Consider the following 24,127-nt stretch of genomic DNA (forward strand, 5'->3'; position numbering starts at 1 on the left):
CGCCCCCCGTATCTCTGGGAAAGGTGAATGCCGGGGGTTCGACGAAGGATGACCATGGTCGAAAGGAACGCGTCCACGGGGGAGCCGGTCGCCGGGCGGTACCGGCTCCTGGAGGTGGTCCACCGCGAGACGAACCACGTCTGCTGGTACGGCGAGGACATCGAGGCCGAACGCCCCCGGCTGCTCACGCAGACCGGGCTCCCGGACGGCACCGACCAGGAGGACGCCCGCCGGATCACCGCGCGCATCATGCGCACCGCGGAGACCATGGGACTGCTGCGGCCGGGCCGGGTCGCCACGGTGGTCGACGCGGTCACGCAGGACGGCACGCTGTGGACGGTCACCGAGTGGATCGACGGCGCACCCCTGGGCGAACTCCTCGCCGTGGAGGGCCCGCTCAACTACGTGCGGGCGGCCCGGATCGGCCTGGAGGTGCTCGACGTGCTGGAGGCCGCCCACGAGCAGGGCTTCACCCACGGCGAACTCGGCCCCGGGCAGGTCTTCGTACGCAACCGGGGCGACGTCGTGCTCACCGGGTTCGGACTGGCCGGGGCCACCCTGGTCCCGCGGCTCACCGCACCGGCGTACGCCTCCCCGGAACAGGCCCGCGACGAGCGCATCGGTCCGGCCTCCGACCTGTGGGCGCTCGGCGCGCTGCTGTACAGCATGGTCGAGGGCCGTCCGCCGTACCGCGACCGGGACCGGCCCGAGGCCACGCTGAAGGACGTGGACGGGCAGCCGGTTCGCGCCCCGCAGCGGGCCGGTTCGCTGAGCCGGGTGGTGCAGGGCCTGCTGCGCAAGGACTCCCGGGAGCGGCTCACCCGGACCGTGGTGCGCGACGCCCTCACCCGGGTGCTGAGCGAGGACCCGGACGCCGTCGCCCCGCGGCCGCCGCGGCCCCGGCTGCGCGGGGCGTACACGGCGGCCCGCCAGGCGGCCCGGGAGGCGGGCCGGGCCTGGAGCAGACGGACCATGGCGGTGGGCACCACCCTCGCCGTCGTCACCGTGACGGTCGCCGTCCTCGCCGTGACCCACCAGCTGCCCGGCACCGGCGGCTCCGCGTCCGCCGCCTCCCCCGCCCCCGGGCCCGCCTCCGCCTCGCCCGGCGCGTCCGGCGGTGCACCGGGCGGCGCGCCCTCGGCGAGCCCCACGGCCTCCCCCTCCGGCGCGCCCGGCGGTCTGCCGTACGGCTTCCGCCGCTACAACGCGCCCGAGGGCTTCTCCGTGGCCCTGCCCACGGGCTGGCGGCGGGTGGGCACCACCCGCGCGCCGGACGGTGCCTACCGCGCGGTGTTCGGGGCCACGGGCGACGCGCGCACCCTCGCCGTCACCTACACCGAGCGCGTCGACCGGGACCCGGTGGAGGTGTGGCGGGACGACGTCGAGCCCGGGCTGCGGCAGCAGACGGGGTACCGGCGCATCGGGGACATCCGCGGCACGACGTACCAGGGACGCCGGGCCGCCGACATGGAGTGGCTGACCGGGAGCGGCCAGGACCGGGTACGGACCTTCGGCCGCGGCTTCCTGCTCGGCGGCCGGCGCGGCTTCTCACTGCGCTGGACGACCCCCGCCGACGTCTTCACCGGAGCCGTGAACAAGCAGGCCCTGAGCGTCTTCCTGAAGACCTTCGTCCCGGCCCGGGCCTGATTCCCGCCGGCGGGCGGGCCGTGGGGCGGGCGGCCCGGTCCGGGGTGCGCCGTTTTCCGGGGCGTGGGGCGGGGACCCGGGGCGTATGGTGCGAATCGGATACACGATGATGACCGAGCAGGCCGGTCCGCGTGAGCTGGTCGGGCACGTGGTGAAGGCCGAGGAGGCCGGGTTCGACTTCTCGGTGACCTCGGACCACTACTTCCCCTGGCTGCGCGCCCAGGGGCACTCCCCGTACGCGTGGAGCGTCCTCGGCGCGGCCGCCCAGGCGACCTCGCGCATCCCGCTGATGACCTACGTGACCTGCCCGACCTTCCGCTACCACCCGGCGGTCGTGGCGCAGAAGGCGGCGACGCTGCAACTGCTGTCCGAGGGCAGGTTCCGGCTGGGCCTGGGCTCCGGCGAGAACCTCAACGAGCACGTGGTGGGCGGGGGCTGGCCCTCCGTCGACGTGCGCCACGAGCGGCTCGAGGAGGCCGTGGAGATCATCCGCGCCCTGTTCCGGGGCGGCCATGTCACCCGGCACGGCGCGCACTTCGACGTGGAGTCGGCGCGGCTGTGGGACCTGCCCGACCAGCCGCCGCCCATCGGCATCGCCGTGTCCGGCGAGCAGTCCTGCCGGCTCGCGGGCCATCTCGCCGACCTCGTCATCGCCGTCGAGCCCAAGGCCGGACTGCTGGAGGCGTTCGACCGGCACGGCGGCGAGGGCAAGCCGCGCGTGGGCCAGCTGCCGGTGTGCTACGACCCCGACCGCGACGCGGCGGTCAAACGCGCGCACGCGCAGTTCCGCTGGTTCGGCAGCGGCTGGAAGGTGAACGCCGAGCTGCCGCACCCCGACTCCTTCGAGTCGGCCACCCAGTTCGTCACCCCGGACGACGTGGCCGAGTCGATTCCCTGCGGGGACGACCCGGACGCCTTCGTGGAGGCCGTGCGCCCGTATGCGGAGGCCGGGTTCACCGAGGTCGCGCTGGTGCAGATCGGCGGCGAGACGCAGGAGGCGTTCCTGGAGTGGTCGGCGAAGACGCTGCTGCCGGCGCTGCGCGACGCCTTCGCATGACGGCCCTCACAGGGGCAATCACCCGGGAGGCTGAGCATTTCGCGGATTTCCTGGGTACTAGGGGGCTCTACACACTGATGTCCTCGGAGGGCCCCTGTCGTGAACTCCTTCGTGCACAAGACGCTGGTCGTGCAGTTGCAGGCGGGCGGAACGGAACGTTTTCCCGTGCTGGCGCACTTCGGCTACGACGCCGACGACCCGTTCGCGGTGACCGTCGTCTTCAGCCACGACGGCCGGGTGCTGGCTCGCTGGACCCTGGACCGCGAGATGCTGGGTGACGGCCTGACCCGTCCCGTGGGCATCGGGGACGTCCGCTTCCGCCCGGTGCCGGCCGGCCCGTGGGACGAGCTGTGCATGGAGTTCTACGGCGACGCCCGCCCCGACGGAGGACGGCACCACGCGGCGGTGTTCGCGGCGGCGCCGGCCGTCGAGGAGTTCCTGCGCGAGACCCGGGACGTGGTCGCGCCGGGCACGGAGGAGTTCGGCGCCGACGACTTCCTGGCGGAGGTCATCGCGGGCGGCTGAGGCGCTGCTGTGCTGTCTGCTCGCGGCGCACGCGCTGGTCCTGGCGGTGGGCGGGCACTACACCTACGCCGAGGTCCCCGCCGGCGACTGGGTCCGCGACACCCTCGGCCTGGACCGCAGTCCGTACGACCGCTTCGGCCATCTCATGCAGGGCTTCGTTCCCGCCGTGCTGGTGCGGGAGCTGCTGGTGCGCACCTCTCCGCCGCGCGGCAGCCGCTGGCTGCCGGTGCTGACGGTGTGCGCCTGCCTCGCCTTCAGCGCCTTCTTCGAGCTGCTGGAGTGGGCGGCGGCGGTGATCGGCGGGCACGGCGCGGACGCGTTCCTCGCCACCCAGGGCGATGTGCGGGACACCCAGTGGGACATGTTCTGCGCGCTGGCCGGCGCCGTCGTGGCGCTGCTCGTCCTGGCCCGCCCGCACGACCGGCGGCTCGCGGCCCTCAGCGGGGCGCTCACCGAAGCCGTCTGCGCGGGCCGTGCCGCGGCCCTGCGCGGTCCGGCCCGCGCAGGGGGCCACGCGCCCGCGCGGGGCGCGGTCTCACCGGGAGGTGTAGCGGCGCCGGGTCCACAGGGGCAGCACGAACCAGCACAGCAGGTACCACAGGACCACGACCGCGACCAGCCAGGGCACCCAGCCGCCGTGCGTCGCCACCCGCAGGATCAGCAGGAGTGAGGCGGTCATGGTGGCCAGCAGCAGCACCAGGCCGACGAAGGTCAGCCGGGACGCCCAGCGCACCGCCTGCGGCTTGACCCGGCGCCCGGAGACCAGGCGGTGCAGGGACACCGGGCCGATGAGCGCGCCGGTCGCGGTGGCGCCCAGCAGGACGGTGACGACGTAGATCACCTTTTCGGTGTGGGCGAGCGTGTCGTACTTCTGCTGGAAGACCACGGTCAGCAGGAAGCCGAAGAGGATCTGCACGCCGGTCTGGGCCACCCGCACCTCCTGGATGAGCTCCCCCCACATGCGGTCGGCCCGCTCCTCCTCGGTCTCATTGCGCCCCCGGCGCCGCTGCGCCTCCGCTCCCCTCTGCTCCGGTTGTCCCGGCTGTACCGGCTTTTTCGGCTTTCCCGTTTCTTCCGCCACCGTCACGACGCCTCCCCGTTGCCGTTCACTCGGTTCCTCTTCCTCGCGAGTGCCCAGATCGGCGGGATTCCTGCCCGTCCGGCCGCCCGTTTGCGCGGCCGGACGGCGGTTACACGGTCGGGGTGGATCACAAGCCCGCTTCAGGAGGTTCCGGTCGATGTCCGGCACACAGCTCACGGTGACGCTCGACGGTGGCCAGGTCGCCGACGCCCAGGCGGTTGTCAGCGCCCTGGAGGAGGTCTTCGGGGCGCCGGACGGCCTGCCCTCGGACGAGAGGGCGACCGTGCGCACGGCCACCTTCTCCGGGGAGACGACGGCCGGGACGCCCGCTGACGCGGCGGGCGGCGGACACCGCCTCACCGCGCCCGTGACCGTCACCGTGCAGGGCACCCCGGAGGCCGTGCGCAGGGCCCGCGACACGCTCAACCGCGCCTTCTCGGCGCGCGACGAGGGCGTGTCCGCGGGCGACCAGGAGCAGGAGCGCCGGCTGCGCCTCGAGCCGTGAGCGGTCCGGTCCGGTCCGGTCCGGTGACGAGCCATCACCGGCCTGCGACCGCTGCTACCAGCGGGACTCCACCTGGTCCTTGATCCGGCGGTCGTACAGGTCGCGTACGGCGGCCAGGGTCGCGTCGGTCAGCGGGGGCAGTTTGGCCGCGGCCGCGTTCGCGCGGGCCTGCTCCGGTGAGCGGGCGCCCGGGATGACGGTGGTGACGCCGGGCTGCTGGATGATCCAGCGCAGCGCCAGCTGGGCCGGGGTGTACCCCTCGGGGGCGAGCGCGGCGAACTCCGCCGCCGCCTCGACGCCGCTCGCGTAGTCCACGCCGGAGAACGTCTCGCCCTGGTCGAAGGCCTCGCCGTGCCGGTTGAACGTGCGGTGGTCGTTGGCGGCGAAGACGGTGTCCTTGGAGTACTTGCCCGACAGCAGGCCCGAGGCCAAGGGGACCCGGGCGATGATGCCGACGCCGGCCTCGCGCGCGGCGGGCAGCACCTCGCGCAGCGGCTTCATGCGGAACGGGTTGAGGATGATCTGCACGCTCGCCACATTGGGCCGGGCGATCGCCGTCAGCGCCTCGGCGCAGGTCTCCACGCTGACGCCGTACGCGGCGATCCGCTCCTCCTCCACCAGGGTGTCCAGGGCGTCGAAGACCGCGTCGGTGGAGTAGACGGGTGCCGGCGGGCAGTGCAGCTGCACCAGGTCGACGCGGTCGACGCCGAGGTTGCGCCGGGAGCGGTCGTTCCAGGCGCGGAAGTTGTCCAGGACGTAGTTCTCCGGGATCTGCTCCACGCGCCGGCCCATCTTGGTGGCGACCAGCACGTGCAGGTCGGGGCGGGTGCGGAGGAAGGTGGCGATGGTCTGCTCGCTGCGCCCGTCGCCGTAGACGTCGGCGGTGTCGAAGAAGGTCACCCCGGACTCGGCGGCCGCCTCCAGCACGGCCTCGGCCTCCTTGGTGTCCACGTCGCCCCAGTCGGCGCCCAGTTGCCAGGTGCCCAGGCCCACGACCGAGGCGTGCTGGTGCGACCTGGGGAATTCACGTTCGTCCATGGCGTCAGTGTGTCACCCGCCGCGCACCGGTGCGGACCGGTGCGCTCCGCTTGTGTGCCCGGGAGAGCGCCGGCGCCTCCCGCCGGGAGCGGGCGTCAGCGGCGCTCACCGGGAGCGGGTGTCAACTGGGACTGCACCAGCGGGGCGTACCGCTCCACGAGTTCCTCGGTGTCGGTGTCCCGCATCGCGCTCCCGCGGGCGATGCCGTACATCACGCCCAGGCCGAGCAGGGCGCCCACCGCGAGTTCGGCCCGCAGGCCGGCGTCGGGGCCGGTGAGCCGTGCGGCGAGGCGTTCGGTCACCTGGGCGCGGAAGTTGGCGCGCAGCACGTCACCGCGCTCGCCGTGCAGCGGGGCGAAGACGATGCGCAGGACGGGGTCGGCGCCCCGCTCGCGCTGGCCGCGCAGGACATGGCGGACCATGTGCCGGCCGAGGTCGTCGAGCGGTGCGTCCAGCAGGGCGGCCGCGTCCTCGTCGAAGGACATGACGCGGGCGAACAGCGCCTCCTTGGAGCCGAAGTACTTCAGCACCAGCGGCGGGCTGACCCCGGCGCGTTCGGCCACCGCCTTCAGCGTGATCCCCGTGTGGGCCTGCCGGGCGAGGAAGTACCGGGCCGCCTTGAGGATGGCCTCCTTGGTGGCCTCGGCGTCCCGCCGGACGGGCCCGGCGGCGGGGGCGCCGGGAGCCGGCGCGGGGGTCCCGGGGGCGGGCACAGAGGTGCCGGGGGCCGGCGTGGGGGTGCCCTGGGGCGTGCTCACCGCGCTCATGCCTGCTCCAGTGCCTCGTCGCGTACGCCGCGGCCGCGCCCCCGGGCGCCGCGCGGGCCACCGGGGGCCGCGTCCCCGGGGATGGACAGGGCCGCCGCGCAGGCGGCCAGGGCCACGGCGCCCGCCATCGCGAACGCCAGCAGATAGCCGTGCAGGGTGGGCACCGGGGAGCCGTCGACGGAGACGCTGTGGTGGACGAGGACCGCGGCGACGGCGGCGCTGGAGGTGGCCTGGCCGATGGTGCGCATCAGGACGTTGACGCCGTTGGCGGAGGCGGTCTGGGCGGCCGGCACGGCGCGCAGGATCAGGGTCGGCAGCGCCGAGTAGGCGAGCGTGGTGCCGGTGGCCACCACGGTGGCGCCCAGGATGATCATCCACAGGTCGCGGCTGTCGGCGATGCGCAGCGCGTAGCCGCAGGCGATGACCGCGGCGCCGAGGGCGAGCGTGACGCGCGGGCCGCGGGCGGTGGAGATGCGGGCGGACAGGGGCGAGAACAGCAGCATGGTCACACCGCCGGGCAGCAGGCACAGTCCGGTGGCGACGATCGACAGCCCGAGGCCGTACCCGGTGGCCTTCGGCGCCTGCACCAGCTGGGCGGTGACCAGCGAATTGGCGTAGAACGCGAAGCCGGTCAGCAGCGCGGCGACATGGGACAGGCCGACCCTCGGCCGGGAGACCAGCCGCAGGTCGACCAGCGGGCGCGCGGTGCGCAGCTGGTGCCACCACCACAGGGCGAGGACGGCCACGGCGGCGGCGAACAGGCCGAGGACCCGCGGGCCGCCCCAGCCCCACTGGCCGCCCTGGGACACCGCGAGCAGCAGGCACACGAGCCCGGCGGCCAGCCCGAGGGCCCCCGGCACGTCGAACCGGCCCGGCTCGCGCACCGGCGACTCCTTGACCGCCCACCACACGGCGGTCACGCCGAGCGCGCCGAGGACACTGGTGAGCCAGAACATCGTGTGCCAGTCGGCGTACTGGACGACGAGCGCGGCGAGGGGGAGACCCAGCGCGGCGCCGATGCCGACGGTGGAGCTCATCAGCGCGACCGCCGAGCCCCGGCGCCCGGGCGGCAGTTCGTCCCGCAGGATGCTGATCGACAGGGGTACGACGGAGGCGGCGGCGCCCTGCAGGGCGCGGGCGGTGATGAGCACGCCGATGTCGGAGGAGAGCGCGCACATCACCGAACCGGCGGTCATCAGCGCGAGCGCCGCCGTCAGGACCCGGCGCTTGCCGTACATGTCACCGGCCCGGCCGAGCACCGGGGTGAGGACCGCGCCGGACAGCAGGGTGGCGGTGACCATCCACGAGACGGCGCCCGCCGACGCGCCCGTCAGCCGCGGGAGATCGGGCAGGAGCGGTACGACCACCGTCTGCATGACGGCCATGAGGATGCCGCCCGAGGCCAGCACGGGGATGGTGAGCCGGTCCCGCAGGCTCCGGTCCGCCGCGCGGGTGCCGGGCGGGTCGGACAGCGGGGCGGGCTGCTCCATGAGGGCACTCCAGCGGAGGATCTGAAAACCAGGTGAATGACAATTCACCTTATCGAGTGAATGACCTTTCACCCAACACCGGCTCGCGCTCCACCTTCGTGATCACGTCAGCTTGCGGGGGTGAGCCGCACCACGCCGGGCGCGCCCCCGCGCGAAAGTACGCGCCGAACCGCCGCGCCCTGGGGAGGAATTCCCCGTTCCGCGGGCCCGCGACCACCCGGCACAGCAAGATCATCTTCGTTCAATTCTGTACGACATGGGGGTGATTGTCCGAAACACGGCCAACCGCTTCCCGGGGATTTCTCCCGCTCTCCCACCACCCGATAGGCATGCGGTGTCTCCACCCGAACTCCTCCCACCCATCCCGGAGGTCCCGTATGCCCGAACTCAGCCGTCGCCGCGCGCTCACCGTCACGGCGGTCCTCGCCACGGCCGCCGCCGCCCGGACGGCGACCGCCGCACCGGCGTCCGCCGCCGCGCCCCGTGCGTCCGTCCCCGCCCCTCGCGCGTCCGCCGCCGCGCCCCGCACGTCCGGGGCCGCACCCCGCGACCACCGGCACCACGCCGCGCCCGAGCCGTTCGACGAGGTCTACAAGGGCCGCCGGATACAGGGCCGTCCGGCGGACGACGGCGGTCACCACCACGGCATGGAGGGCATGCCCGGCATGGACTACGCCGTGTTCGTCGACGGCGCCCCCCTGCACGTGATGCGCAACGCGGACGGGACCTGGATCAGCGTCGTCAGCCACTACGACCCGGTCGAGAGCCCCAGGGCCGCCGCGCGGGCCGCGGTCGACGAACTGCGCGGCGCGCGGCTCGTGCCGTTCCCCGCCGGCTGAGGCGCCCGACGACACCCCGCACCGACCCGAGGACAGCGCCCCGAGGGGCACAGGCACACATGGACATCCGGAGCACCCGCGCATGACGGTACGCAAGAACCAGGCCGCCCTGACCGCCGACGAGAAGCGGCGCTTTGTCGCCGCCGTCCTGGAGCTGAAGCGCACTGGCCGCTACGACGCCTTCGTCACCACGCACAACGCCTTCATCATGGGCGACACCGACACCGGCGAGCGGACCGGACACCGCTCACCGTCGTTCCTGCCCTGGCACCGCAGATTCCTGCTGGAGTTCGAGCGGGCCCTGCAGTCGGTGGACGCCTCCGTCGCGGTGCCGTACTGGGACTGGAGCACCGACCGCACCCCCCGCGCCTCGCTGTGGGCGCCCGACTTCCTCGGCGGCACCGGACGCGGTGTGGACGGCCGGGTGATGGACGGCCCCTTCGCCGCGGCCGCGGGCAACTGGCCGATCGCCGTCCGCGTCGACAGCCGCGCCTATCTGCGCCGCTCGCTGGGCGCCGGGGTGCGCGAACTGCCCACCCGGGCCGAGGTGGAATCGGTGCTGGCGATACCGACGTACGACGCCGCCCCCTGGAACAGCGCCTCGGACGGCTTCCGCAACCATCTGGAGGGCTGGCGCGGGATCAATCTGCACAACCGGGTCCATGTGTGGGTCGGCGGGCAGATGGCCACCGGGGTCTCCCCCAACGACCCGGTGTTCTGGCTGCACCACGCCTTCGTCGACAAGCTGTGGGCCGAGTGGCAGCGGCGGCACCCCGGCTCCCGCTATGTGCCGGCCGGGGACACGCCGGACGTCGTGGACCTGCACGAGCCGATGAAGCCGTGGAACGACACCACCCCGGCCGACATGCTCGATCACACCGCGCACTACACCTTCGACACCGACTGAGGGGTCGGGACCGGTCGCGACGCCGGTCGGCGGCCCTGCCCGTGCCCGGCCCGGCGGTGCACACCCGGGCAGGCGACCGGCGCGAGAAGCCAGGGCGGGCCAGGGCTAGCCCGGTCGGGGCCCTAGCCGGCCGCGGCCGTGCGGCACTCCGGGTGGCCCCAGCCCTGGTCGTTCTTGGCGATCTGCTCGCCGGCCGCGTAGGAGCGGCCGCACACGCAGCGGCCGGGGAACTTGGCCTTGATCGTGCGCGTCGGCGATCCGCCGCCGCGCTGCCGGGCGGCGCCCGCGCCGCTGGACCGGCGGCGCGGCGCGGCGGACGCCGGTGCGGCCGGCGAGGGCGGCGGCTCCGGCGAGCCGAGGGCGCTGCCCGCCGGCTGCTGGGAGGTCGCCGCCTGGCTGGCGGCGCGGTCGGCGAAGTCGTTGAGCGGATCGCCGTCCACCTGGTGGGCGGGCACGTAGCGGAAGTCGACCGAGCGGCCCTCGAGCAGCGCGTCGATCCGCACCACCAGCTCCTGGTTGGCGACCGGCTTGCCGGCGGCCGTCCGCCAGCCGTTGCGCTTCCAGCCGGGCAGCCAGGTGGTAACGGCCTTCATCGCGTACTGCGAGTCCATCCGCACCTCCAGCGGCACGGACGGGTCGGTCGCCGTCAGCAGCCGCTCCAGCGCGGTGAGTTCGGCGACGTTGTTGGTGGCGGTGCCGAGCGCCCCGGCCTCCCAGCGGGCCGCCGTCGCGGCGTCCTCGGAGACCACCCACGCCCAGCCCGCGGGACCCGGATTTCCCTTCGACGCCCCGTCGCACGCCGCCACCACACGTTCAGCCATGGCCCCGATCATGCCACGGCCGGCGGGGCCCTCCGTACGGGAACGTCCGGCGGCGGCTAGGAGGCGTCCGTCGTCCCGGGCATCTCCCCCCGCGTCGTGGTGAGGTCGATCACCGAGAAGTTCGCGCCCTGCGGGTCGCTGAGCGCGGCGAACCGGCCGAAGGGACTGTCCATCGGGCCGAACCGCAGCTCACCGCCGCGCCCGGTCGCCGCCGCGACGGCCTCGTCGCAGTCCGCGACGGCGAAGTAGACGTTGATGTACGGCGGCACCTCGGGCGGGAAGTCCTCCGTCATCGTCATCCGGCCCAGGACCGTCTCGTCACCGACGTTGAAGATCCGGAAGTCGATCGCGTCGTCCTCGAGCCGCTTGGAGGTGTAGCCGAAGACGCCGGTGAAGAAGGCGTCCGCCTTGCCGGGCTCGCGGGTGAAGACCTCCGCCCAGCAGTAGGCGCCGGGCACCGCGGTCGCCTCGAAGCCCTCGTGGCTGCCGGCCTGCCACACACCGAACACCGCCCCGCTGGGCTCCCGGGCCAGGCACATCGTGCCGAAGTCACCGACGCGCATCGGCTCCATCAGCACCTCGCCGCCGTGCTCGCGGATCCGGCCCGCGGTCGCCGCCGCGTCCGGGGAGGCGAAGTACAGGCACCACTGCGAGTGGCCCTCCTGCCCGGGCATCGGCGGCACGACGGCCGCGACGGCCTTGCCGTCGGCGTAGGCCTGGGTGTAGCCGCCGAACTCCGGCGCGGTCTCGCCGAAGGTCCAGCCGAGCACCTCGCCGTAGAACTCCTTGGCCGCCTGAAGGTCCGGGAACACCGCGTCCGCCCAGCAAGGGGTCCCCTCGGGTCGTACCGCCATGGCCGCGGCCCTTTCCGTGCGGTGGCTCGTCCGGTTCCTCACGCTAGCGGCGCCCGGGACGGACCGCGCGCCGAACCGCCGCCCGCGCCCCGCGCGCCCCGGACCGGACGCGCCCCAGACTGGAAAGGACACGGGCGTCCGCACGGACGCCGTGACGGCAGGACGCGGGACGGACGGCTTTCGCCGGGACGGGGCGTGAGATGGCGGACGGAACGATGCGGGCGTGGACCGTGACCCGGCCGGGACCGGTCGAGGAGGACCCCCTCCGGCTGACCGACAGGCCGGTGCCCGAGCCCGGGGACGACGAGTTGCTGGTGCACGTGCGCGCGTGCGGGGTGTGCCGCACCGACCTGCATGTCACCGAGGGCGATCTGCCCGTGCGGCGGCCCGGCGTCACCCCGGGGCACGAGGTCGTGGGGACGGTCGCGGGCCTGGGCGCCGCGGTGAGCGGCTTCACCCCCGGGGAACGGGTCGGCGTGGCCTGGCTGCGCCGCACCGACGGCACCTGCGCGTACTGCGTGCGCGGGGCGGAGAACCTGTGCCCGGCCTCGCTCTACACGGGCTGGGACGCCGACGGCGGCTACGCGCAGTACACCACCGTGCCGGCCGCGTTCGCGCACCGGCTGCCGGCCGGGCTGGACGACGTGGCGCTCGCCCCGCTGCTGTGCGCGGGGATCATCGGCTTCCGGGCGCTGCGCCGCGCCTCGCTGCCGCCCGGCGGACGGCTCGGGCTGTACGGCTTCGGAGGCAGCGCGCATCTGTGCGCCCAGGTGGCGCTGGCCGAGGGCGCCAGGGTGCACGTGATGACCCGCGGGGCGGCGGCACGCCGGCTCGCGCTGGAGCTGGGCGCCGCCTCGGCCCAGGACGCCTACGCGGCGCCGCCCGAGCCCCTGGACAGCGCGATCCTGTTCGCCCCGGTGGGGGACCTGGTCCCGGTCGCGCTGCGGGCCCTGGACCGCGGCGGGGTGCTGTCCGTGGCCGGCATCCACCTGAGCGACATCCCCGCCCTGCGGTACGAGAGCGACCTGTTCTACGAGAAGGAGCTGCGCAGCGTCACCTCCAACACACGCGAGGACGCCCGGGACTTCCTGGCGCTGGCCGCCCGGCACGGTGTGCGCGCCACGACGCACACCTACCCCCTCTCCCGGGCCCAGCAGGCGCTGAAGGACCTCAAGGCCGGACGGTTCGACGGGGCGGCGGTGCTGGTGAACGACCTCGGCTGAGGCGGTGGGGGCCGGCCCACTCCCCCGGTACGGGTGGGCCGGCCGCCGCCCCGGCCCCGCTACTCCCCCGCGTACGCCCGCTTCAGGGCCGCGATGTCGAGCTTGCCCATGGCGAGCATGGCGCGGGTGGTGCGGGCCGCCTTCTCCTGGTCGGGGTCGCGGACCATGTCGATCAGCTCCTCGGGGACCACCTGCCAGGACACCCCGTACTTGTCCTTGAGCCAGCCGCAGGGTCCGGGCTCGCCGCCGTCCTCGGTGAGCCTGGCCCAGTAGTGGTCGATCTCCTCCTGGGTGGAGCAGACGATCTGGAAGGAGATCGCCTCGTTGAACTTGAACTGCGGGCCGCCGTTGAGCCCGACGAACCGCTGCCCGTTCGCGGTGAACTCCACGGTGACCACCGAGCCCGCGGGGCCGGGCCCGGCCTCGGTGTAGCGGGTGATCCGCCCGATGCCGGAGTTCTTGAAGACGGAGACGTAGTAGTGGGCGGCCTCCTCGGCCTGGCCGTCGAACCAGAGACAGGTGATGAATCCTTCGCTGGCCACGAGTACCTCCTTGGGTGCGGAACGCGGTCATGGGTGTGGACCGCGGCGGGCGGCGGAACTCATCGCCGCCCGGCGGAAATCTTCACCGCCCCGCGGGAAATCCCCGGCCGCCCGGCGGGATTCCCCCGGCCGCCCGCATCCGGCTCTCCCGCGGCCCTCTGCCCGTGGCGAATCTGCCACGGGCAGAGCGGCCTCCTGCCGGGCGCGGGCGCGGCCGACAGTGGAGCGGACGGCATTCCCGCCGGCGGCACCACGACGCCGCGACCCGACCGTTCGACGAGGAGATACGATGAGCCCGCTCGCCCCGCTGCTGCCACGCGCAGAGGAGCAGGACACCCCGCCCAGCCGCTTCGACGACCATCTCGCCGCCCAACTGCTCGCCCAGCGGATCGTGTTCCTGGGCACCCAGGTCGACGAGGTGTCGGCCAACCGCGTGTGCGCGCAACTGCTCCTGCTGTCGGCGGAGGACCCCCGCACCGACATCGGGCTGTTCATCAACAGCCCGGGCGGGTCCGTCACCGCGGGACTCGCCATCTACGACACGATGCGGCTCATCCCGAACGACGTGTCGACCCTGGCCATGGGGTTCGCCGCGAGCATGGGCCAGTTCCTGCTGACGGTGGGCACGCCCGGCAAGCGGCTGGCGCTGCCGAACGCGCGGATCATGATGCACCAGCCGTCGGCGGGGATCGGCGGCACCACCGCGGACATCGAGATCCAGGCCCAGAACCTGGAGTTCACCAAGCGCGCCATCGAGCGGATCACCGCCGAGCACACCGGCCAGAGCCGGGAGACGATCGCCCGGGACGGCGACCGGGACCGCTGGTTCACGGCCGAGCAGGCCAGGGAGTACGGGATGGTGGACCGGGTGGTGGAGTCGCTCGCCGACGTCCGCCCGGCCGCCTCGCGCCGAAGGGCAGGGCTCTGACATGGGGTCGTACACGGTTCCGTACGTGATCGAGCGGACGGCGCAGGGCGAGCGGTCCTACGACGTGTTCAGCCGGCTGCTGAACGAGCGGATCATCTTCCTCGGCACGGAGATCGACGACGGCGTCGCCAACGTCGTCATCGCCCAGCTCCTGCACCTGGAGTCCGCGAACCCGGAGCACGAGATCGCCGTCTACCTCAACTCCCCCGGCGGATCGTTCACGTCGCTCATGGCGATCTACGACACCATGACGTTCGTGCAGTCGCCGATCTCCACGTTCTGCGTGGGGCAGGCGGCCTCGACGGCGGCCGTGCTGCTGGCGGGCGGGGACCCGGGGCGGCGGTTCGTGCTGGAGCACGCGCGCGTGCTGCTCGGGCAGCCGGCCAGCGGCGGCCGCCAGGGCACGGTGTCCGACCTGACCCTGCAGGCCAAGGAGATGGTCCGGATCCGCTCCCAGGTGGAGGAGGTGCTGTCCCGGCACACCGGGCACGACGTGGCCGCGCTGCGCGCCGACATGGACCGCGACAAGGTGTTCACCGCGAGGGAGGCGGTGGCCTACGGACTGGCCGACGAGGTACTGAGCCGACGCCTCGCGATGGCCTGAGCCGCCGGGCCACCGGCCCTGCCGCGATCCCGGACCGGCCCCCGGGCCCGGGATCGCGGCCTGGCCCGGGGCCGGGGCCGCGACCTGTGCCCCGGGATCGCGGTCTGGCCGGGGATCGCGGCCCGGCCGGGGATCGCGGTCTGGCCGGGGCCACGACCCGGTTCGGGGGGCCCTGTCCGGGGCCGCTCGGACCGGGCGGCTGTGTCCGGGGCGGCCCGATCCGGGGCGACTCGGGGGCGGAAACCTGGATCTGCGGCCGGTCGCACGTCCGGTACCGGCCGCACGGCTCGCGGCCGAACCGGACCCGGAGCGGGGCCACGCTCCGCGCAGGGGCCGGACGGGACGAGCCGGAACGAGACGGGACGCGACGGAACGAGCCGCGACCGGACGGAAGGAGCCGGTGGGAGCCGGTGGGAGCCGGTAGGAGCCGGATCGGGCCGGGAGGAGCCGGGTCAGTCCGGGACCGCCCGGGACACCGGGACCGCCCGCACACCCGGACCGCCCGCACACCCGGACCGCCGGGAGACCGGGACCGCCGGGTGGGCGGCCGGAACCGGCCGGGACCCGGCCCGTGAGGCCGGGGTCAGGCGGCCAGGCACAGGCCGTCGCGGTGGGCGGCGGACGGGCCGGGGCCGCGGCGCGCGGTCCGGGCGGTGAGCCGGACCAGTTCGCCCTGCACCCGCGACAGCAGGTCGCCGAGGCCGAGGCCGAGGGCCTGCGCGGCGGCCGCGAGGACCTCCGAGGAGGCCTCCTTGCGGCCGCGTTCGACCTCCGACAGATACGGCATCGAGATCCGCGCCGCGTCGGCGACGTCCCTCAGCGTGCGCTCCTGGGCGAGCCGCTCCCTGCGCAGCACGTCCCCGACGAGGTCCCGCAAGAGGGGCTCGCGCCGGGTGTGCTGGGGGGCGGGGGCAGGGGCGGGGGCGCCGGGGCGGCCGGCCGGACGCAGGGGAATGACACGGGCCGAGTCGGGCGATGAGGCGGGCGAAGGGTTCGTCACCCCTTCAGATTAGGAGTCCCGGGCGCGGAGGGAAGGCAACGGCGTTCCGCCCTGGGTGAATCATCGCCGGACCACGGTCCGGCGGCAGGCGGCCGGACCCGGCCGGGAAGCGGTGTCCGGCGGCCGTTCAGACCTCGTCGAGCCGCAGCACGGCGCGCACCCGCTTGCCGACCGGCACCCGTTCCACGGTGACCTCCGCGGCCAGCGCGTGCACGATCTCCAGGCCGTGGTGGCCGACGCGTTCGGGGTCCTTGGCGAAGCGCCGGGGCAGCGTGGCGCTGCTGTCGTACACCGACACGGCCACCGAGGCGTCGGTGCCCTCCAGTTCCAGGATGTACGGACCGTTGCTGTGCCGGTCCGCGTTGGTGACCAGCTCGCTCACCACCAGCAGCAGCGCCTCGCCGCACCGTGGGCCGATCGCTGCGCACCACTCGGTGCGCAGCTGTTCCAGGAAGTGCGCGGCGAAGGAGCGGGCGTCGGCGATGCACCCCGGTTCACCGGTGTAGTGCGCCGCGCGCCGGAGCGGGTCCACGGGAACGTCGAAACCCGCAGTCGTTATCACTGCCCCGTCCAGGTCTTCGGTCATGCATGTCTCTCTCGGGATCCGGTCCGGCCAACCGGACACTGCTGCATCTGTGCTGTTACCCCGAGCGGCGCCCGGCAGTCCCCCGCACACACGGACGGGTCAGGAGGGCGTCCCGGCGGGGGCGGCCGAGGTGGGCAGCGGCTCGGAGCCGCGGGACTGCGAGGGCGGCTGCTGCTGGACCGGCGCGGACCTCTCCGACTGCGGCGCGGAGGGCGGTGCGGAGGGCAGGGGCTCGGAGCCGCGGGACTGCGAGGGCGGCTGCTCCTGGGGCGGCGCGGTCCTCTCCGACTGCGGCGCGGAGGGCGGCGGCGCCGACGGTTGCTCCGGCTGCGAGGGCTGCGAGGGCTGCGACGGCGGGGCCGCGGGCTTCTCCGAGGACGGCGGCGGGGCGTTCGGCGAGGACTCGGGCGCGGACGGGGCCGAGGACGGTTCGCCCGACGGCGGGGGCTGGGAGCCCGGCGAGGCGGGCTTCTCGGACGCCGGCGGGTTGGAGGATCCCGGGGAGGCGGGCTGCGGGGCGTTGGAGGACGGCGGCGGCGCCCCGGGCGAGGACGGGGCGGAGGGCGGCTTGGACACCGACGACGGCGTACCGCTGGGCAGGGAGACGCTCGCGGTCGGCGCCGGAGGGTGCTTGGGGGCGTGCGTCCACTCGTCCTTGCCGCCGTGGTCACCGCGCTTCCGGGCGAAGTACTTGTCCTGGTGCGGGTCGAAGAGGACGAACTCCTTGACGGGCTGCGGCGCGGGCGTCACCACGACGACGTCCTGCGGCCGGTACGACGACCAGGTCTGGCCCGTGTAGTCGGGCGTGCCCGGCTGGGCGACCGGCGGGGTCAGCGGGTTGCCGCACGCGCAGCGGTCCTTGGGCACCCCGCGCCCGTCGACGAGCACGGCCGTGCCCGCCTGCAGCACGGCCTGGTAGCTGGTGACGGATCCGTCCCTGTAGCCGTGCGCGGTGACGCGGGTGTCCATGCCGAGTTGCACGGGGGTGAGTGAGCGCAGATAGGCGGGCACGCCGTCCGGGCGCACGCCCACCGTGGCGGCGTAGGCCCGGTTGCGGTCCGGGTGCGCCCGGAGATCCGCGATCTCCTTCTCGACGTCGCACACGGCGTCGTTCCGGGCGCCCTGGTAGAGGCCGGGCGCCCCGCCCGAGACGGCGCGCACCGTGTTGGGCGCCATGGACTGCGTGCCGGCCGGCGAGGAGGGTCCGGCGGCTGCCTTCCCCTGCGCCGTCTTGGCCGCCGTCGCACCGGAGTCGGCGGTCACGGACGACCGTGTGAAGGGATCGGGTCCCGTGGCGGCCGCGGGCTGGAGGAAGACCTCGCCCTTCTGCGATCCGCCGGTGCCGGTGAGCACCACGGCCACCACGACCGCGGCCGCGACCACCGCGGCCAGCACCCCGATCCGCGGGATCGAGGTCCACTTGCCCCGCCCGGGTTCCGGCCCGGCGGCACCGCCCCCGCCACCGCCGGTCCCTCCGCCACCGCCGGTCCCCCCACCACCACCACCGGGCCCGCCGCCACCACCGGGCCCGCCGCCACCACCGGGCCCGCCGCCACCACGGGTCCGGCCGGACCCGCCCTCGCCGCCGAACCCGCCGCCGGGCTGGGTGGGAGGTCCCGCGGGCGGCCGGGAGGGCGGTCCCAGCGGCCCGGAAGGAGGTCCTGTGGGACGGCCGGAGGCCGGTGGTTCGACACTCACGAGCACTCCCCGCGTCGGCTTTTCGCGGCGTATCACCCGGATGCCACCGCTTTTTCCGAACGTCACCATTGTGTGCCCCGTTCCCCGGTGCCTCGCAAGCGGACGCGGACGGCCCTCCCGGCGGGCGGCCCGGCACGTCGCTGCTTAGCGTGTCAGCGTGAGCGCACCGAGCCCCTCCGCCCCGTCCGGCGTCCCCCGTCACGGCTGGCTCCAGGCCCTGCTCACGGTGGTGGCCGGGCTGGTGGCCATGGCCGCGGTCGCCTCGCTCGGGCTGTGGGCGGCCGGGGCCACCGGGCTGCCCGACAACGCCTTCCCCCGGGTGGTCGCCGCGACCGTCGCCACGGCGGTCGGCGGGTCCGTCCAGCTCTCGGGGAACGCGGGCGCGCTGGCCGAGACGCACGCGGGGATCACGGTGACACCGCTGTCGGTCACGCTCACCGGGGCGCTCGTCGTGGCCGCCGGCTTTCTGCGTCCGCTGCGGCACCGGGCGGTGGCCGGGGTGCGGGAGCTCGCCGGGTGGGCCGCCCGGATCGCCGCGCTGTGGCTGCTCGCGCTGATCGGCCTGGCCCTGGGCGCCCGCCAGACCTTCGCCGTGGACCTCGGCGAGGGGGTGCTCGGGGCCATCGGCAGCCTGTTCGGCGCCGCTCCCCGGGTCGGCTTCACCACACAGCTGCCGCTGACCGTGCTGTTCGGCCTGCTGTGGCTGGCCGGCGTTCTGGTCCTGGCCCTGCTGGTGGCGCCGGGGGCACCGCTGCCGGCCCGGCTGGTGCGCTTCTGGGCGCCGGTGCGCCCGGCGGCCTACGCCATGGTCGCGCTGCTGCTCGCCTGCGTCGCCGTGGGGCTCGTGGCCGCCCTGGTCGCGGCGGCGACCCGAGGCCATCCGGCGGAGACCTTCGCCCTGATCCTGCTCGGTCTGCCGAACCTGGCCTGGCTCGGTCTGACCATCGGCATGGGCGCCACCTGGGACGGCCGGGTGGCGGGGCCCTTCGGACTGCCGATGCCCCGGCTGCTCGACGAGGTGCTGCGCACACCGGAGGTGTCCACGCTGAACCTGGGCACTCTCGCCGGGCACGACGGCCGGGCCTGGTGGCTGCTGGTGGCCGACGCCGTGCTCCTGCCGGCCGCCGCCTTCCTGATGGCGGCCCGGTCGCCGGACCGGGCGCACGGCCCGGTGCACGCGGTGCGGATGGCCGTCGCGCTGGCGCTCACCGTGCTGATGATCTGCCTGCTGGGCCGGGTCTCCGCCCACTACGGGCTCTCCCTGCTCGGCATCGGGGACCTCGGCGGCGGTCTGTCCGGCGAGGTGCTGCTCACCCCGAGGCTGTGGAGCGCGCTCGGACTGGCCGTGCTGTGGGGACTGGTCACCGGATTCCTCGGCTCCCTCGCCGCCCGCCGCCTGCGCCACCGCGGCGAGGTCCCGGCGGACGCGTCCCGGCCACCGGGCGAGCGGCCCTGACGCCCGCCCCAGCGGATCCGCGCCGGGCCCTTCGGACCGGGGGCGCGACGCGGACACGCCCGTCCGACCCGGCGGCGCCATGCGGACACGCCCGTCCGACCGGCGGCGCCATGCGGACACGCCCGTCCGACCGGCGGCGCCATGCGGACACGCCCGTCCGACCGGCGGCGCCATGCGGACACACCGGTCCCACCCGGCGGCGCCAGATGGACACGCCCGCCGGACCGGGGCGTGATCCGGGCAGGGGTCCCGCCTAGTCGACGGGCGGGGTGACCACGCGGGTGGCGGTGCGGTCCGGGGCGTGGTCGCGGGCCGCGGGGCCGAGGGCGTCGGCCCCCTCGTCCGGCCCGGCCCCCTCGTCCGGCCCGGCCCCCTCGTCCGGCCCGGTCCGTTCGTCCGGCCCGGTCCGTTCGTGCGCGGCGTCCGGCTCGTCCGGTTCGCCGCCGCCGGTGGTCCGCGGTGCCGCGTCGGCGGCGTACGTGCTCAGGCGGGTCCCGTCCGCGTACTCCCAGCGGCCGTACCTGCTGTCGTACAGCCACACCGACTCGCCGTCGACGACGACGCCGATCCGCAGGCCCTGGGTGCGTTCGTGGAAGGACTCCCCGTCGAGCCGGCCGTCCGTCAGTTCCTCCACGGCCGCCCGGTAGCGGGTCAGCGCCTGCTCGGCGCGGGCGAGCAGGGGGCGCGGGTCCGCGGTCCTGGCGGGCGGCGACTCGGGGTCGGGCGGGCCGTGCGGGACGGTGACGAGCAGCCGGCCGTCGACCCAGGCGGACCAGCCGTTGGCGCACTCGACGTGCCCCCAGTCGCCGTGCCGTTCCAGCAGCCGCACCGGCAGCAACGGGTCCAGGGAGACCGTGGGCCGGGTGGGGTCGGGCGCCTCCCAGGCGGGCAGCCCGTCCTGGGGCACCACGTGGGTGGGGAGGAAACCGGGGGTGGTCATGGTGGCGCCGCCCTCACTTGCGCATCACGGCGGGTTCGTGCCGGCGCAGCAGCCGGGACACCACCCAGCCGAAGGCCGCCGCCAGCACCACCAGCGCGCCCAGGTTGCGCAGCCACACCTCGGCCGTGTGCCGGAACAGCGGGTCGGCGGTCAGGTCGCCGGGCACGATCCGGGCCAGTTCGACCGTGCCGGCCATCGCCCCGAGCGCCCAGCGGGAGGGCACCAGCCAGGTCAGCTGGTCCAGCACGGGGACACCGTGCAGTTTCAGCAGCGCCCCGCAGAAGGTGACCTGGACGACGGTCAGCAGCACCAGCAGCGGCATCGTCACGTCCTCCTTGGGCACCAGCGCGGAGACCAGCAGGCCGAGCAGCATCGCCGCGAAGGCCAGCAGCGCCACGGCGAGGGTGATCTCGAGCAGGGGCGGCAGCAGCACCCCGCGTCCCCCGGGCGCGTTGAGGTCGACGCCGAGCAGGCCGACCAGGGTGAGCACGATCGCCTGGAGCACGGTGATCGCGCCGAGGACCACGATCTTCGAGGCCAGGTACGCCGATCTGGGCAGGCCCACCGCCCGCTCCCTGCGGTAGATCACACGTTCCTTCACCAGTTCCCGGACGGCGTTGGCCGAGCCGGTCAGCATGCCGCCCACGCACAGGATGAGCAGGACGTTCATGGCGCTCTCCCGGGTCAGGCTGCTCCCGGCGACGGCCCGTGCCATCAGGCCGGTCAGGAACGGCAGGGCGACCATGGTGGCGATGAAGGTGCGGTCGGCGGCGAGGGCGGCGGTGTAGCGGCGCACCAGCGTGCCGAGCTGGGCGATCCAGCTGCGCGGCCGCGGCGGCGGGGCGGGCTCCGGAGGGTTGCCGCCCGGCAGGTGCGGCTGCGCCGCGGCGTCCACGACGTACTCCCGGTGCTGTGGCGAGGCCCGGTAGGCGCCCGCCCAGTCCCGTTCGCGGTCGGTCTCGAACGCCTCGAAGGCCTCCGGCCACTGCTCGAAGCCGAAGAAGTCCAGCGCCTCGCCGGGCGGCCCGAAGTAGGCGGTCCTGCCGCCCGGCGCGAGCACGAGCAGGCGGTCGCAGACGTCCAGGCTGAGGACGCTGTGGGTGACCACCACGACCGTACGGCCGTCGTCGGCGAGGCCGCGGAGCATGCGCATCACCGAGCGCTCCATGCCCGGGTCGAGGCCGGAGGTGGGTTCGTCGAGGAAGAGCAGGGAGGGCTTGGTGAGCAGTTCCAGGGCCACGCTGACCCGCTTGCGCTGGCCGCCGGAGAGGCTGTGCACGGCCTGGTCGGCGCGCTCGGTGAGGCCGAGTTCCCGCAGCACCTCCTCGACGCGGGTGCGGCGCTCGGCGCGTGAGGTGTCCTGCGGGAAGCGCAGTTCGGCCGCGTACGTCAGGGCGCTGCGCACGGTCAGCTGGGTGTGCAGAATGTCGTCCTGCGGGACCAGGCCGATGCGCTGGCGCAGTTCGGCGTAGTCGCGGTAGAGGTCGCGGCCGTCGTAGAGGACCGTGCCGTGCCCGGCGGGCCGCTGGCCGGTCAGGGCGCCCAGCAGCGTCGACTTCCCGGCGCCGCTCGGCCCGACCACGCCGAGCAGGCACTTCTCCCCCACCGGGAAGGACACGCGGTCGAGCAGGACCTTGCGGCCGCGGTCGACGGTGACCGTGAGGTCCTGGACGTCCAGGGAGACCTCGCCGGTGTCGACGTACTCCTGGAGCTCTTCGCCGACCAGGCAGAACGACGAGTGGCCGACGCCGACGATGTCACCCGGCGCGACGAAGGCCAGGCCGACCGGCCGGCCGTTGAGGTAGGTGCCGTTGTGGCTGCCGAGGTCGGCGATCTCGTAACCGCCGTCGGGACGGGCCCGCAGTTCGGCGTGGTGGCGGGAGACGACGAGGTCGTCGACCACCAGGTCGTTGTCGGCGGCCCGGCCGATGCGGACCACCCGGGCGGGCAGCGGGCGCACCGTGGTGGGCCGGCGGAACGTGCCGGTCAGGGCGGGCGTCAGGACGGCGGAGGGGCGGTCGGGCGCCGGCCGCGGACGGTCGACCAGGATGGCGGTCGGGCCGTCGACCGGGTTGCCGAAGCGGACCACGCAGTGCGGGCGGACGCCCCAGTCGTGGATGCGGTGGCCGTCGGCGTAGGTGCCGTTGGTGCTGCCGTCGTCGTGCAGGGTCCAGTGCCCGTCCTCCGGGCGCAGCACCGCGTGGTGCCAGGAGACCCGGGCGTCGTCCAGGACGACGTCGCACTCCGGGTCCCGTCCGAGGTGGTAGTCACGACCGGGACTCATCACCGTCGAGCCGGTCTCCGTCTCGAGGAGGAGCTCGGGTGCAGTCGGCGTGACCGGCCGCTCAGCCATGCCAGAATTCTAGCGATATGCCCCATTCCGCGCCCGGGCGCGGACGGTGGAGCCGGCCGGGCGCGGACTGTCCGAGCCGGAAGGCAGTACGGCCGCCGACGCCCCGTGGGCCGGCGGCCGGCGGCCGGCGGCTCGGGGGGAGGCGGTCAGGCCGTCGGGAGGAGCAGGGCGGGCACGGTCCGCTGCATGCGCAGCGCGTCCACGGACTCCGCGAGCAGTTCGTACTCGGTGGTCTCGTCGCCCGCGGCGATCCGCACCAGCCGCCCGCCGGCCAACTCGTCCGCGACGATCTCCTGTTGTGCCGTGTCGGCGCACCAGGAGCGGAGGATGCGGGGGACGTCGGGCACGGTCTCGGGCACCGGGACCAGCGCGCTCGGTGGAATGCGGGGGTTCCCGGGGCTCGGGTCGAGGCGCTCGGCGATCCAGGAGGCCCGGTCGCGCAGCCACCACAGGGCCAGGGCCAGGGTGGGCGCCCGGTAGGTGCCTAGCGGCACCCCGATGCGACGGCCGTCGCACACACCGTATGCCGTGACATGGCACAGGAATTCGTCGTGCACAGCTCCACCCCCGTGGCGTCGCGCGTGTCTGCTGGTCCTGCCTCGCTCCCCTTGCGGCCCTTGTCCGGTGATGTGCCCCTGACCATCGAGTATGTTGACTTCTGAAACAGTGTCACCACGACTTTCCGGCCAGTCTCCTGGCATATTCAGCGCGTCGCGTGGCTGGAAAGCCGTCGCTCGGTGCGACCGCCATTACCCCGGCGGTAATCGACCCCGCGCGGGGTGTCCCGGCACGGTGGAGCCATCGGAACCCGCACCCGCGACTCGATGGAGGCCGATCCGCATGTCCGCACGCACCGACCGTTACGAGACCGCCGTCGCCCGCTACTTCGAGGCCTGGAACGCCGACGAGCCGGAGGCCAGGGCCAAGGCGGTGGCCGCCGCCTGGTCGCCGGACGGCTCCTACACCGACCCCCTCGCCGACGTCAGCGGCCACGACGGCATCGCGGCCGTGATCACCGCGGCGCGCGGGCAGTTCCCCGGCTTCGCCTTCCGCCCCACCGGGACCGTGGACGGGCACCACGACACGGCGCGCTTCTCCTGGGAGCTGGTGAGCACAGCGGACGGCTCCGCGCCCGTCGCGGGCTCCGACGTGATCACCCTGGACGCCGGGGGACGGATCCGCACCGTGCTGGGCTTCCTCGACCGGGTACCCGAGGGGGCCTGACACCCTCAAGGCCCGGGCGCCGTCCGCCGGCGCCCGGGCCGG

The 24,127-nt window shown here is 74.6% G+C and carries 24 protein-coding genes and 1 pseudogene; 12 read left to right on the plus strand and 13 right to left on the minus strand.

The annotated features are described in order from the left end of the window. Positions 1 to 48 precede the first annotated feature (48 nt). The 4 genes and pseudogenes from ACI2LW_RS25540 to ACI2LW_RS25555 all read left to right on the plus strand — a co-directional run. Positions 49 to 1,647 carry a serine/threonine protein kinase gene (locus ACI2LW_RS25540; RefSeq protein WP_404733536.1) on the plus strand — a complete coding sequence of 533 codons (1,599 nt, stop codon included), beginning with the start codon at positions 49 to 51 and terminating at the stop codon, positions 1,645 to 1,647. An 85-nt stretch (positions 1,648 to 1,732) separates the two neighbouring features. Beyond that, positions 1,733 to 2,704, plus strand: coding sequence for an LLM class F420-dependent oxidoreductase (locus tag ACI2LW_RS25545; RefSeq protein ID WP_404733537.1), 972 nt, complete (start codon positions 1,733 to 1,735; stop codon positions 2,702 to 2,704). A gap of 99 nt (positions 2,705 to 2,803) precedes the next feature. Further along, the gene (locus ACI2LW_RS25550; RefSeq protein ID WP_404733538.1) at positions 2,804 to 3,229 is read left to right on the plus strand and encodes an SsgA family sporulation/cell division regulator; all 426 of its coding nucleotides are present in this window, start codon (positions 2,804 to 2,806) and stop codon (positions 3,227 to 3,229) included. Between the two features lies 1 nt (position 3,230). Then, a pseudogene (locus ACI2LW_RS25555) lies at positions 3,231 to 3,668 on the plus strand (DUF2238 domain-containing protein); the annotation flags it as partial. 96 nt (positions 3,669 to 3,764) lie between these two features. Here the strand turns inward: ACI2LW_RS25555 and ACI2LW_RS25560 are convergent. Next, positions 3,765 to 4,190: a DUF6328 family protein gene (locus tag ACI2LW_RS25560; RefSeq protein WP_404733604.1), complete on the minus strand. Its 426-nt coding sequence runs from the start codon at positions 4,188 to 4,190 to the stop codon at positions 3,765 to 3,767. Between the two features lie 277 nt (positions 4,191 to 4,467). Here ACI2LW_RS25560 and ACI2LW_RS25565 point away from each other — a divergent pair, with 277 nt between their 5' ends. Further along, a complete protein-coding gene (locus tag ACI2LW_RS25565; RefSeq protein WP_404733539.1) occupies positions 4,468 to 4,815 on the plus strand; it encodes a hypothetical protein in 348 nt (115 codons plus the stop codon). A 54-nt stretch (positions 4,816 to 4,869) separates the two neighbouring features. On the opposite strand, the gene ACI2LW_RS25570 is transcribed toward ACI2LW_RS25565, so the two are convergent. From ACI2LW_RS25570 to ACI2LW_RS25580, 3 genes are all read right to left on the minus strand, one after another. Continuing rightward, positions 4,870 to 5,853 (minus strand): aldo/keto reductase, encoded by a 984-nt coding sequence (locus ACI2LW_RS25570; protein ID WP_404733540.1) that lies wholly within the window; start codon positions 5,851 to 5,853, stop codon positions 4,870 to 4,872. Positions 5,854 to 5,948: 95 nt separating this feature from the next. Further along, positions 5,949 to 6,620, minus strand: a complete 672-nt coding sequence (locus tag ACI2LW_RS25575) for a TetR family transcriptional regulator (protein ID WP_404733541.1) — start codon at positions 6,618 to 6,620, stop codon at positions 5,949 to 5,951. Continuing rightward, complete coding sequence (locus ACI2LW_RS25580) at positions 6,617 to 8,110, minus strand: MFS transporter (protein WP_404733542.1); 1,494 nt, start codon at positions 8,108 to 8,110, stop codon at positions 6,617 to 6,619. The genes ACI2LW_RS25575 and ACI2LW_RS25580 overlap by 4 nt, the downstream gene beginning before the upstream one ends. A gap of 377 nt (positions 8,111 to 8,487) precedes the next feature. On the opposite strand from ACI2LW_RS25580, the gene ACI2LW_RS25585 reads away from it, so the two are divergent. Continuing rightward, positions 8,488 to 8,949, plus strand: coding sequence for a tyrosinase cofactor (locus tag ACI2LW_RS25585; RefSeq protein WP_404733543.1), 462 nt, complete (start codon positions 8,488 to 8,490; stop codon positions 8,947 to 8,949). An 82-nt stretch (positions 8,950 to 9,031) separates the two neighbouring features. Beyond that, a complete protein-coding gene (locus tag ACI2LW_RS25590; RefSeq protein ID WP_404733544.1) occupies positions 9,032 to 9,856 on the plus strand; it encodes a tyrosinase family protein in 825 nt (274 codons plus the stop codon). A 122-nt stretch (positions 9,857 to 9,978) separates the two neighbouring features. Here ACI2LW_RS25590 and ACI2LW_RS25595 read toward each other — a convergent pair whose 3' ends face one another. Then, positions 9,979 to 10,677 carry a ribonuclease H gene (locus ACI2LW_RS25595; RefSeq protein ID WP_404733545.1) on the minus strand — a complete coding sequence of 233 codons (699 nt, stop codon included), beginning with the start codon at positions 10,675 to 10,677 and terminating at the stop codon, positions 9,979 to 9,981. Between the two features lie 56 nt (positions 10,678 to 10,733). Further along, the gene (locus ACI2LW_RS25600) at positions 10,734 to 11,531 is read right to left on the minus strand and encodes a VOC family protein (RefSeq protein ID WP_404733546.1); all 798 of its coding nucleotides are present in this window, start codon (positions 11,529 to 11,531) and stop codon (positions 10,734 to 10,736) included. Between the two features lie 215 nt (positions 11,532 to 11,746). Here ACI2LW_RS25600 and ACI2LW_RS25605 point away from each other — a divergent pair, with 215 nt between their 5' ends. Continuing rightward, the gene (locus ACI2LW_RS25605; protein WP_404733605.1) at positions 11,747 to 12,754 is read left to right on the plus strand and encodes a zinc-binding alcohol dehydrogenase family protein; all 1,008 of its coding nucleotides are present in this window, start codon (positions 11,747 to 11,749) and stop codon (positions 12,752 to 12,754) included. A gap of 59 nt (positions 12,755 to 12,813) precedes the next feature. Here the strand turns inward: ACI2LW_RS25605 and ACI2LW_RS25610 are convergent, their stop codons facing one another. Further along, entirely contained in the window at positions 12,814 to 13,296 is a 483-nt protein-coding gene (locus tag ACI2LW_RS25610; protein ID WP_404733547.1) for a VOC family protein, read from the minus strand. 289 nt (positions 13,297 to 13,585) lie between these two features. Here ACI2LW_RS25610 and ACI2LW_RS25615 point away from each other — a divergent pair, with 289 nt between their 5' ends. Both ACI2LW_RS25615 and ACI2LW_RS25620 read left to right on the plus strand, forming a co-directional pair. Further along, the gene (locus ACI2LW_RS25615; RefSeq protein ID WP_404733548.1) at positions 13,586 to 14,224 is read left to right on the plus strand and encodes an ATP-dependent Clp protease proteolytic subunit; all 639 of its coding nucleotides are present in this window, start codon (positions 13,586 to 13,588) and stop codon (positions 14,222 to 14,224) included. A 1-nt stretch (position 14,225) separates the two neighbouring features. Then, positions 14,226 to 14,828, plus strand: coding sequence for a ClpP family protease (locus ACI2LW_RS25620; protein ID WP_404733549.1), 603 nt, complete (start codon positions 14,226 to 14,228; stop codon positions 14,826 to 14,828). A 583-nt stretch (positions 14,829 to 15,411) separates the two neighbouring features. Here ACI2LW_RS25620 and ACI2LW_RS25625 read toward each other — a convergent pair. The 3 genes from ACI2LW_RS25625 to ACI2LW_RS25635 form a co-directional block, all read right to left on the minus strand. Continuing rightward, on the minus strand, positions 15,412 to 15,828 hold the full coding sequence (locus ACI2LW_RS25625; RefSeq protein WP_404733550.1) for a helix-turn-helix domain-containing protein: 417 nt from the start codon (positions 15,826 to 15,828) through the stop codon (positions 15,412 to 15,414). A 127-nt stretch (positions 15,829 to 15,955) separates the two neighbouring features. Next, complete coding sequence (locus ACI2LW_RS25630) at positions 15,956 to 16,414, minus strand: ATP-binding protein (protein ID WP_404733551.1); 459 nt, start codon at positions 16,412 to 16,414, stop codon at positions 15,956 to 15,958. Positions 16,415 to 16,513: 99 nt separating this feature from the next. Beyond that, on the minus strand, positions 16,514 to 17,809 hold the full coding sequence (locus ACI2LW_RS25635) for a DUF6777 domain-containing protein (RefSeq protein ID WP_404733552.1): 1,296 nt from the start codon (positions 17,807 to 17,809) through the stop codon (positions 16,514 to 16,516). 460 nt (positions 17,810 to 18,269) lie between these two features. On the opposite strand from ACI2LW_RS25635, the gene ACI2LW_RS25640 reads away from it, so the two are divergent. Beyond that, positions 18,270 to 19,568: a streptophobe family protein gene (locus ACI2LW_RS25640; RefSeq protein ID WP_404733553.1), complete on the plus strand. Its 1,299-nt coding sequence runs from the start codon at positions 18,270 to 18,272 to the stop codon at positions 19,566 to 19,568. Positions 19,569 to 19,821: 253 nt separating this feature from the next. Here the strand turns inward: ACI2LW_RS25640 and ACI2LW_RS25645 are convergent, their stop codons facing one another. The 3 genes from ACI2LW_RS25645 to ACI2LW_RS25655 form a co-directional block, all read right to left on the minus strand. Further along, a complete protein-coding gene (locus ACI2LW_RS25645) occupies positions 19,822 to 20,508 on the minus strand; it encodes a hypothetical protein (RefSeq protein ID WP_404733554.1) in 687 nt (228 codons plus the stop codon). A 13-nt stretch (positions 20,509 to 20,521) separates the two neighbouring features. After that, positions 20,522 to 22,861, minus strand: coding sequence for an FHA domain-containing protein (locus ACI2LW_RS25650; protein ID WP_404733555.1), 2,340 nt, complete (start codon positions 22,859 to 22,861; stop codon positions 20,522 to 20,524). 146 nt (positions 22,862 to 23,007) lie between these two features. Then, positions 23,008 to 23,418: a hypothetical protein gene (locus ACI2LW_RS25655; protein WP_404733556.1), complete on the minus strand. Its 411-nt coding sequence runs from the start codon at positions 23,416 to 23,418 to the stop codon at positions 23,008 to 23,010. 283 nt (positions 23,419 to 23,701) lie between these two features. Here ACI2LW_RS25655 and ACI2LW_RS25660 point away from each other — a divergent pair, with 283 nt between their 5' ends. Then, positions 23,702 to 24,085, plus strand: coding sequence for a nuclear transport factor 2 family protein (locus ACI2LW_RS25660; RefSeq protein WP_404733557.1), 384 nt, complete (start codon positions 23,702 to 23,704; stop codon positions 24,083 to 24,085). Positions 24,086 to 24,127: the final 42 nt, after the last annotated feature.

It is taken from the genome of Streptomyces sp. NPDC004065, assembly GCF_044903565.1.
In the GTDB taxonomy this organism is placed as follows: domain Bacteria; phylum Actinomycetota; class Actinomycetes; order Streptomycetales; family Streptomycetaceae; genus Streptomyces.

Excerpts from the sequence above, each read along its gene's own strand:
- ACI2LW_RS25575 (WP_404733541.1), bottom strand. The coding sequence starts at position 6,620 with ATGAGCGCGGTGAGCACGCCCCAGGGCACCCCCACGCCGGCCCCCGGC.
- ACI2LW_RS25545 (WP_404733537.1), top strand. The coding sequence starts at position 1,733 with ATGGTGCGAATCGGATACACGATGATGACCGAGCAGGCCGGTCCGCGT.
- ACI2LW_RS25600 (WP_404733546.1), bottom strand. The coding sequence starts at position 11,531 with ATGGCGGTACGACCCGAGGGGACCCCTTGCTGGGCGGACGCGGTGTTC.
- ACI2LW_RS25560 (WP_404733604.1), bottom strand. The coding sequence starts at position 4,190 with ATGTGGGGGGAGCTCATCCAGGAGGTGCGGGTGGCCCAGACCGGCGTG.
- ACI2LW_RS25645 (WP_404733554.1), bottom strand. The coding sequence starts at position 20,508 with ATGACCACCCCCGGTTTCCTCCCCACCCACGTGGTGCCCCAGGACGGG.
- ACI2LW_RS25605 (WP_404733605.1), top strand. The coding sequence starts at position 11,747 with ATGCGGGCGTGGACCGTGACCCGGCCGGGACCGGTCGAGGAGGACCCC.
- ACI2LW_RS25565 (WP_404733539.1), top strand. The coding sequence starts at position 4,468 with ATGTCCGGCACACAGCTCACGGTGACGCTCGACGGTGGCCAGGTCGCC.
- ACI2LW_RS25660 (WP_404733557.1), top strand. The coding sequence starts at position 23,702 with ATGTCCGCACGCACCGACCGTTACGAGACCGCCGTCGCCCGCTACTTC.
- ACI2LW_RS25580 (WP_404733542.1), bottom strand. The coding sequence starts at position 8,110 with ATGGAGCAGCCCGCCCCGCTGTCCGACCCGCCCGGCACCCGCGCGGCG.
- ACI2LW_RS25570 (WP_404733540.1), bottom strand. The coding sequence starts at position 5,853 with ATGGACGAACGTGAATTCCCCAGGTCGCACCAGCACGCCTCGGTCGTG.
- ACI2LW_RS25585 (WP_404733543.1), top strand. The coding sequence starts at position 8,488 with ATGCCCGAACTCAGCCGTCGCCGCGCGCTCACCGTCACGGCGGTCCTC.
- ACI2LW_RS25620 (WP_404733549.1), top strand. The coding sequence starts at position 14,226 with ATGGGGTCGTACACGGTTCCGTACGTGATCGAGCGGACGGCGCAGGGC.
- ACI2LW_RS25590 (WP_404733544.1), top strand. The coding sequence starts at position 9,032 with ATGACGGTACGCAAGAACCAGGCCGCCCTGACCGCCGACGAGAAGCGG.
- ACI2LW_RS25595 (WP_404733545.1), bottom strand. The coding sequence starts at position 10,677 with ATGGCTGAACGTGTGGTGGCGGCGTGCGACGGGGCGTCGAAGGGAAAT.
- ACI2LW_RS25650 (WP_404733555.1), bottom strand. The coding sequence starts at position 22,861 with ATGGCTGAGCGGCCGGTCACGCCGACTGCACCCGAGCTCCTCCTCGAG.
- ACI2LW_RS25540 (WP_404733536.1), top strand. The coding sequence starts at position 49 with ATGACCATGGTCGAAAGGAACGCGTCCACGGGGGAGCCGGTCGCCGGG.
- ACI2LW_RS25615 (WP_404733548.1), top strand. The coding sequence starts at position 13,586 with ATGAGCCCGCTCGCCCCGCTGCTGCCACGCGCAGAGGAGCAGGACACC.
- ACI2LW_RS25630 (WP_404733551.1), bottom strand. The coding sequence starts at position 16,414 with ATGACCGAAGACCTGGACGGGGCAGTGATAACGACTGCGGGTTTCGAC.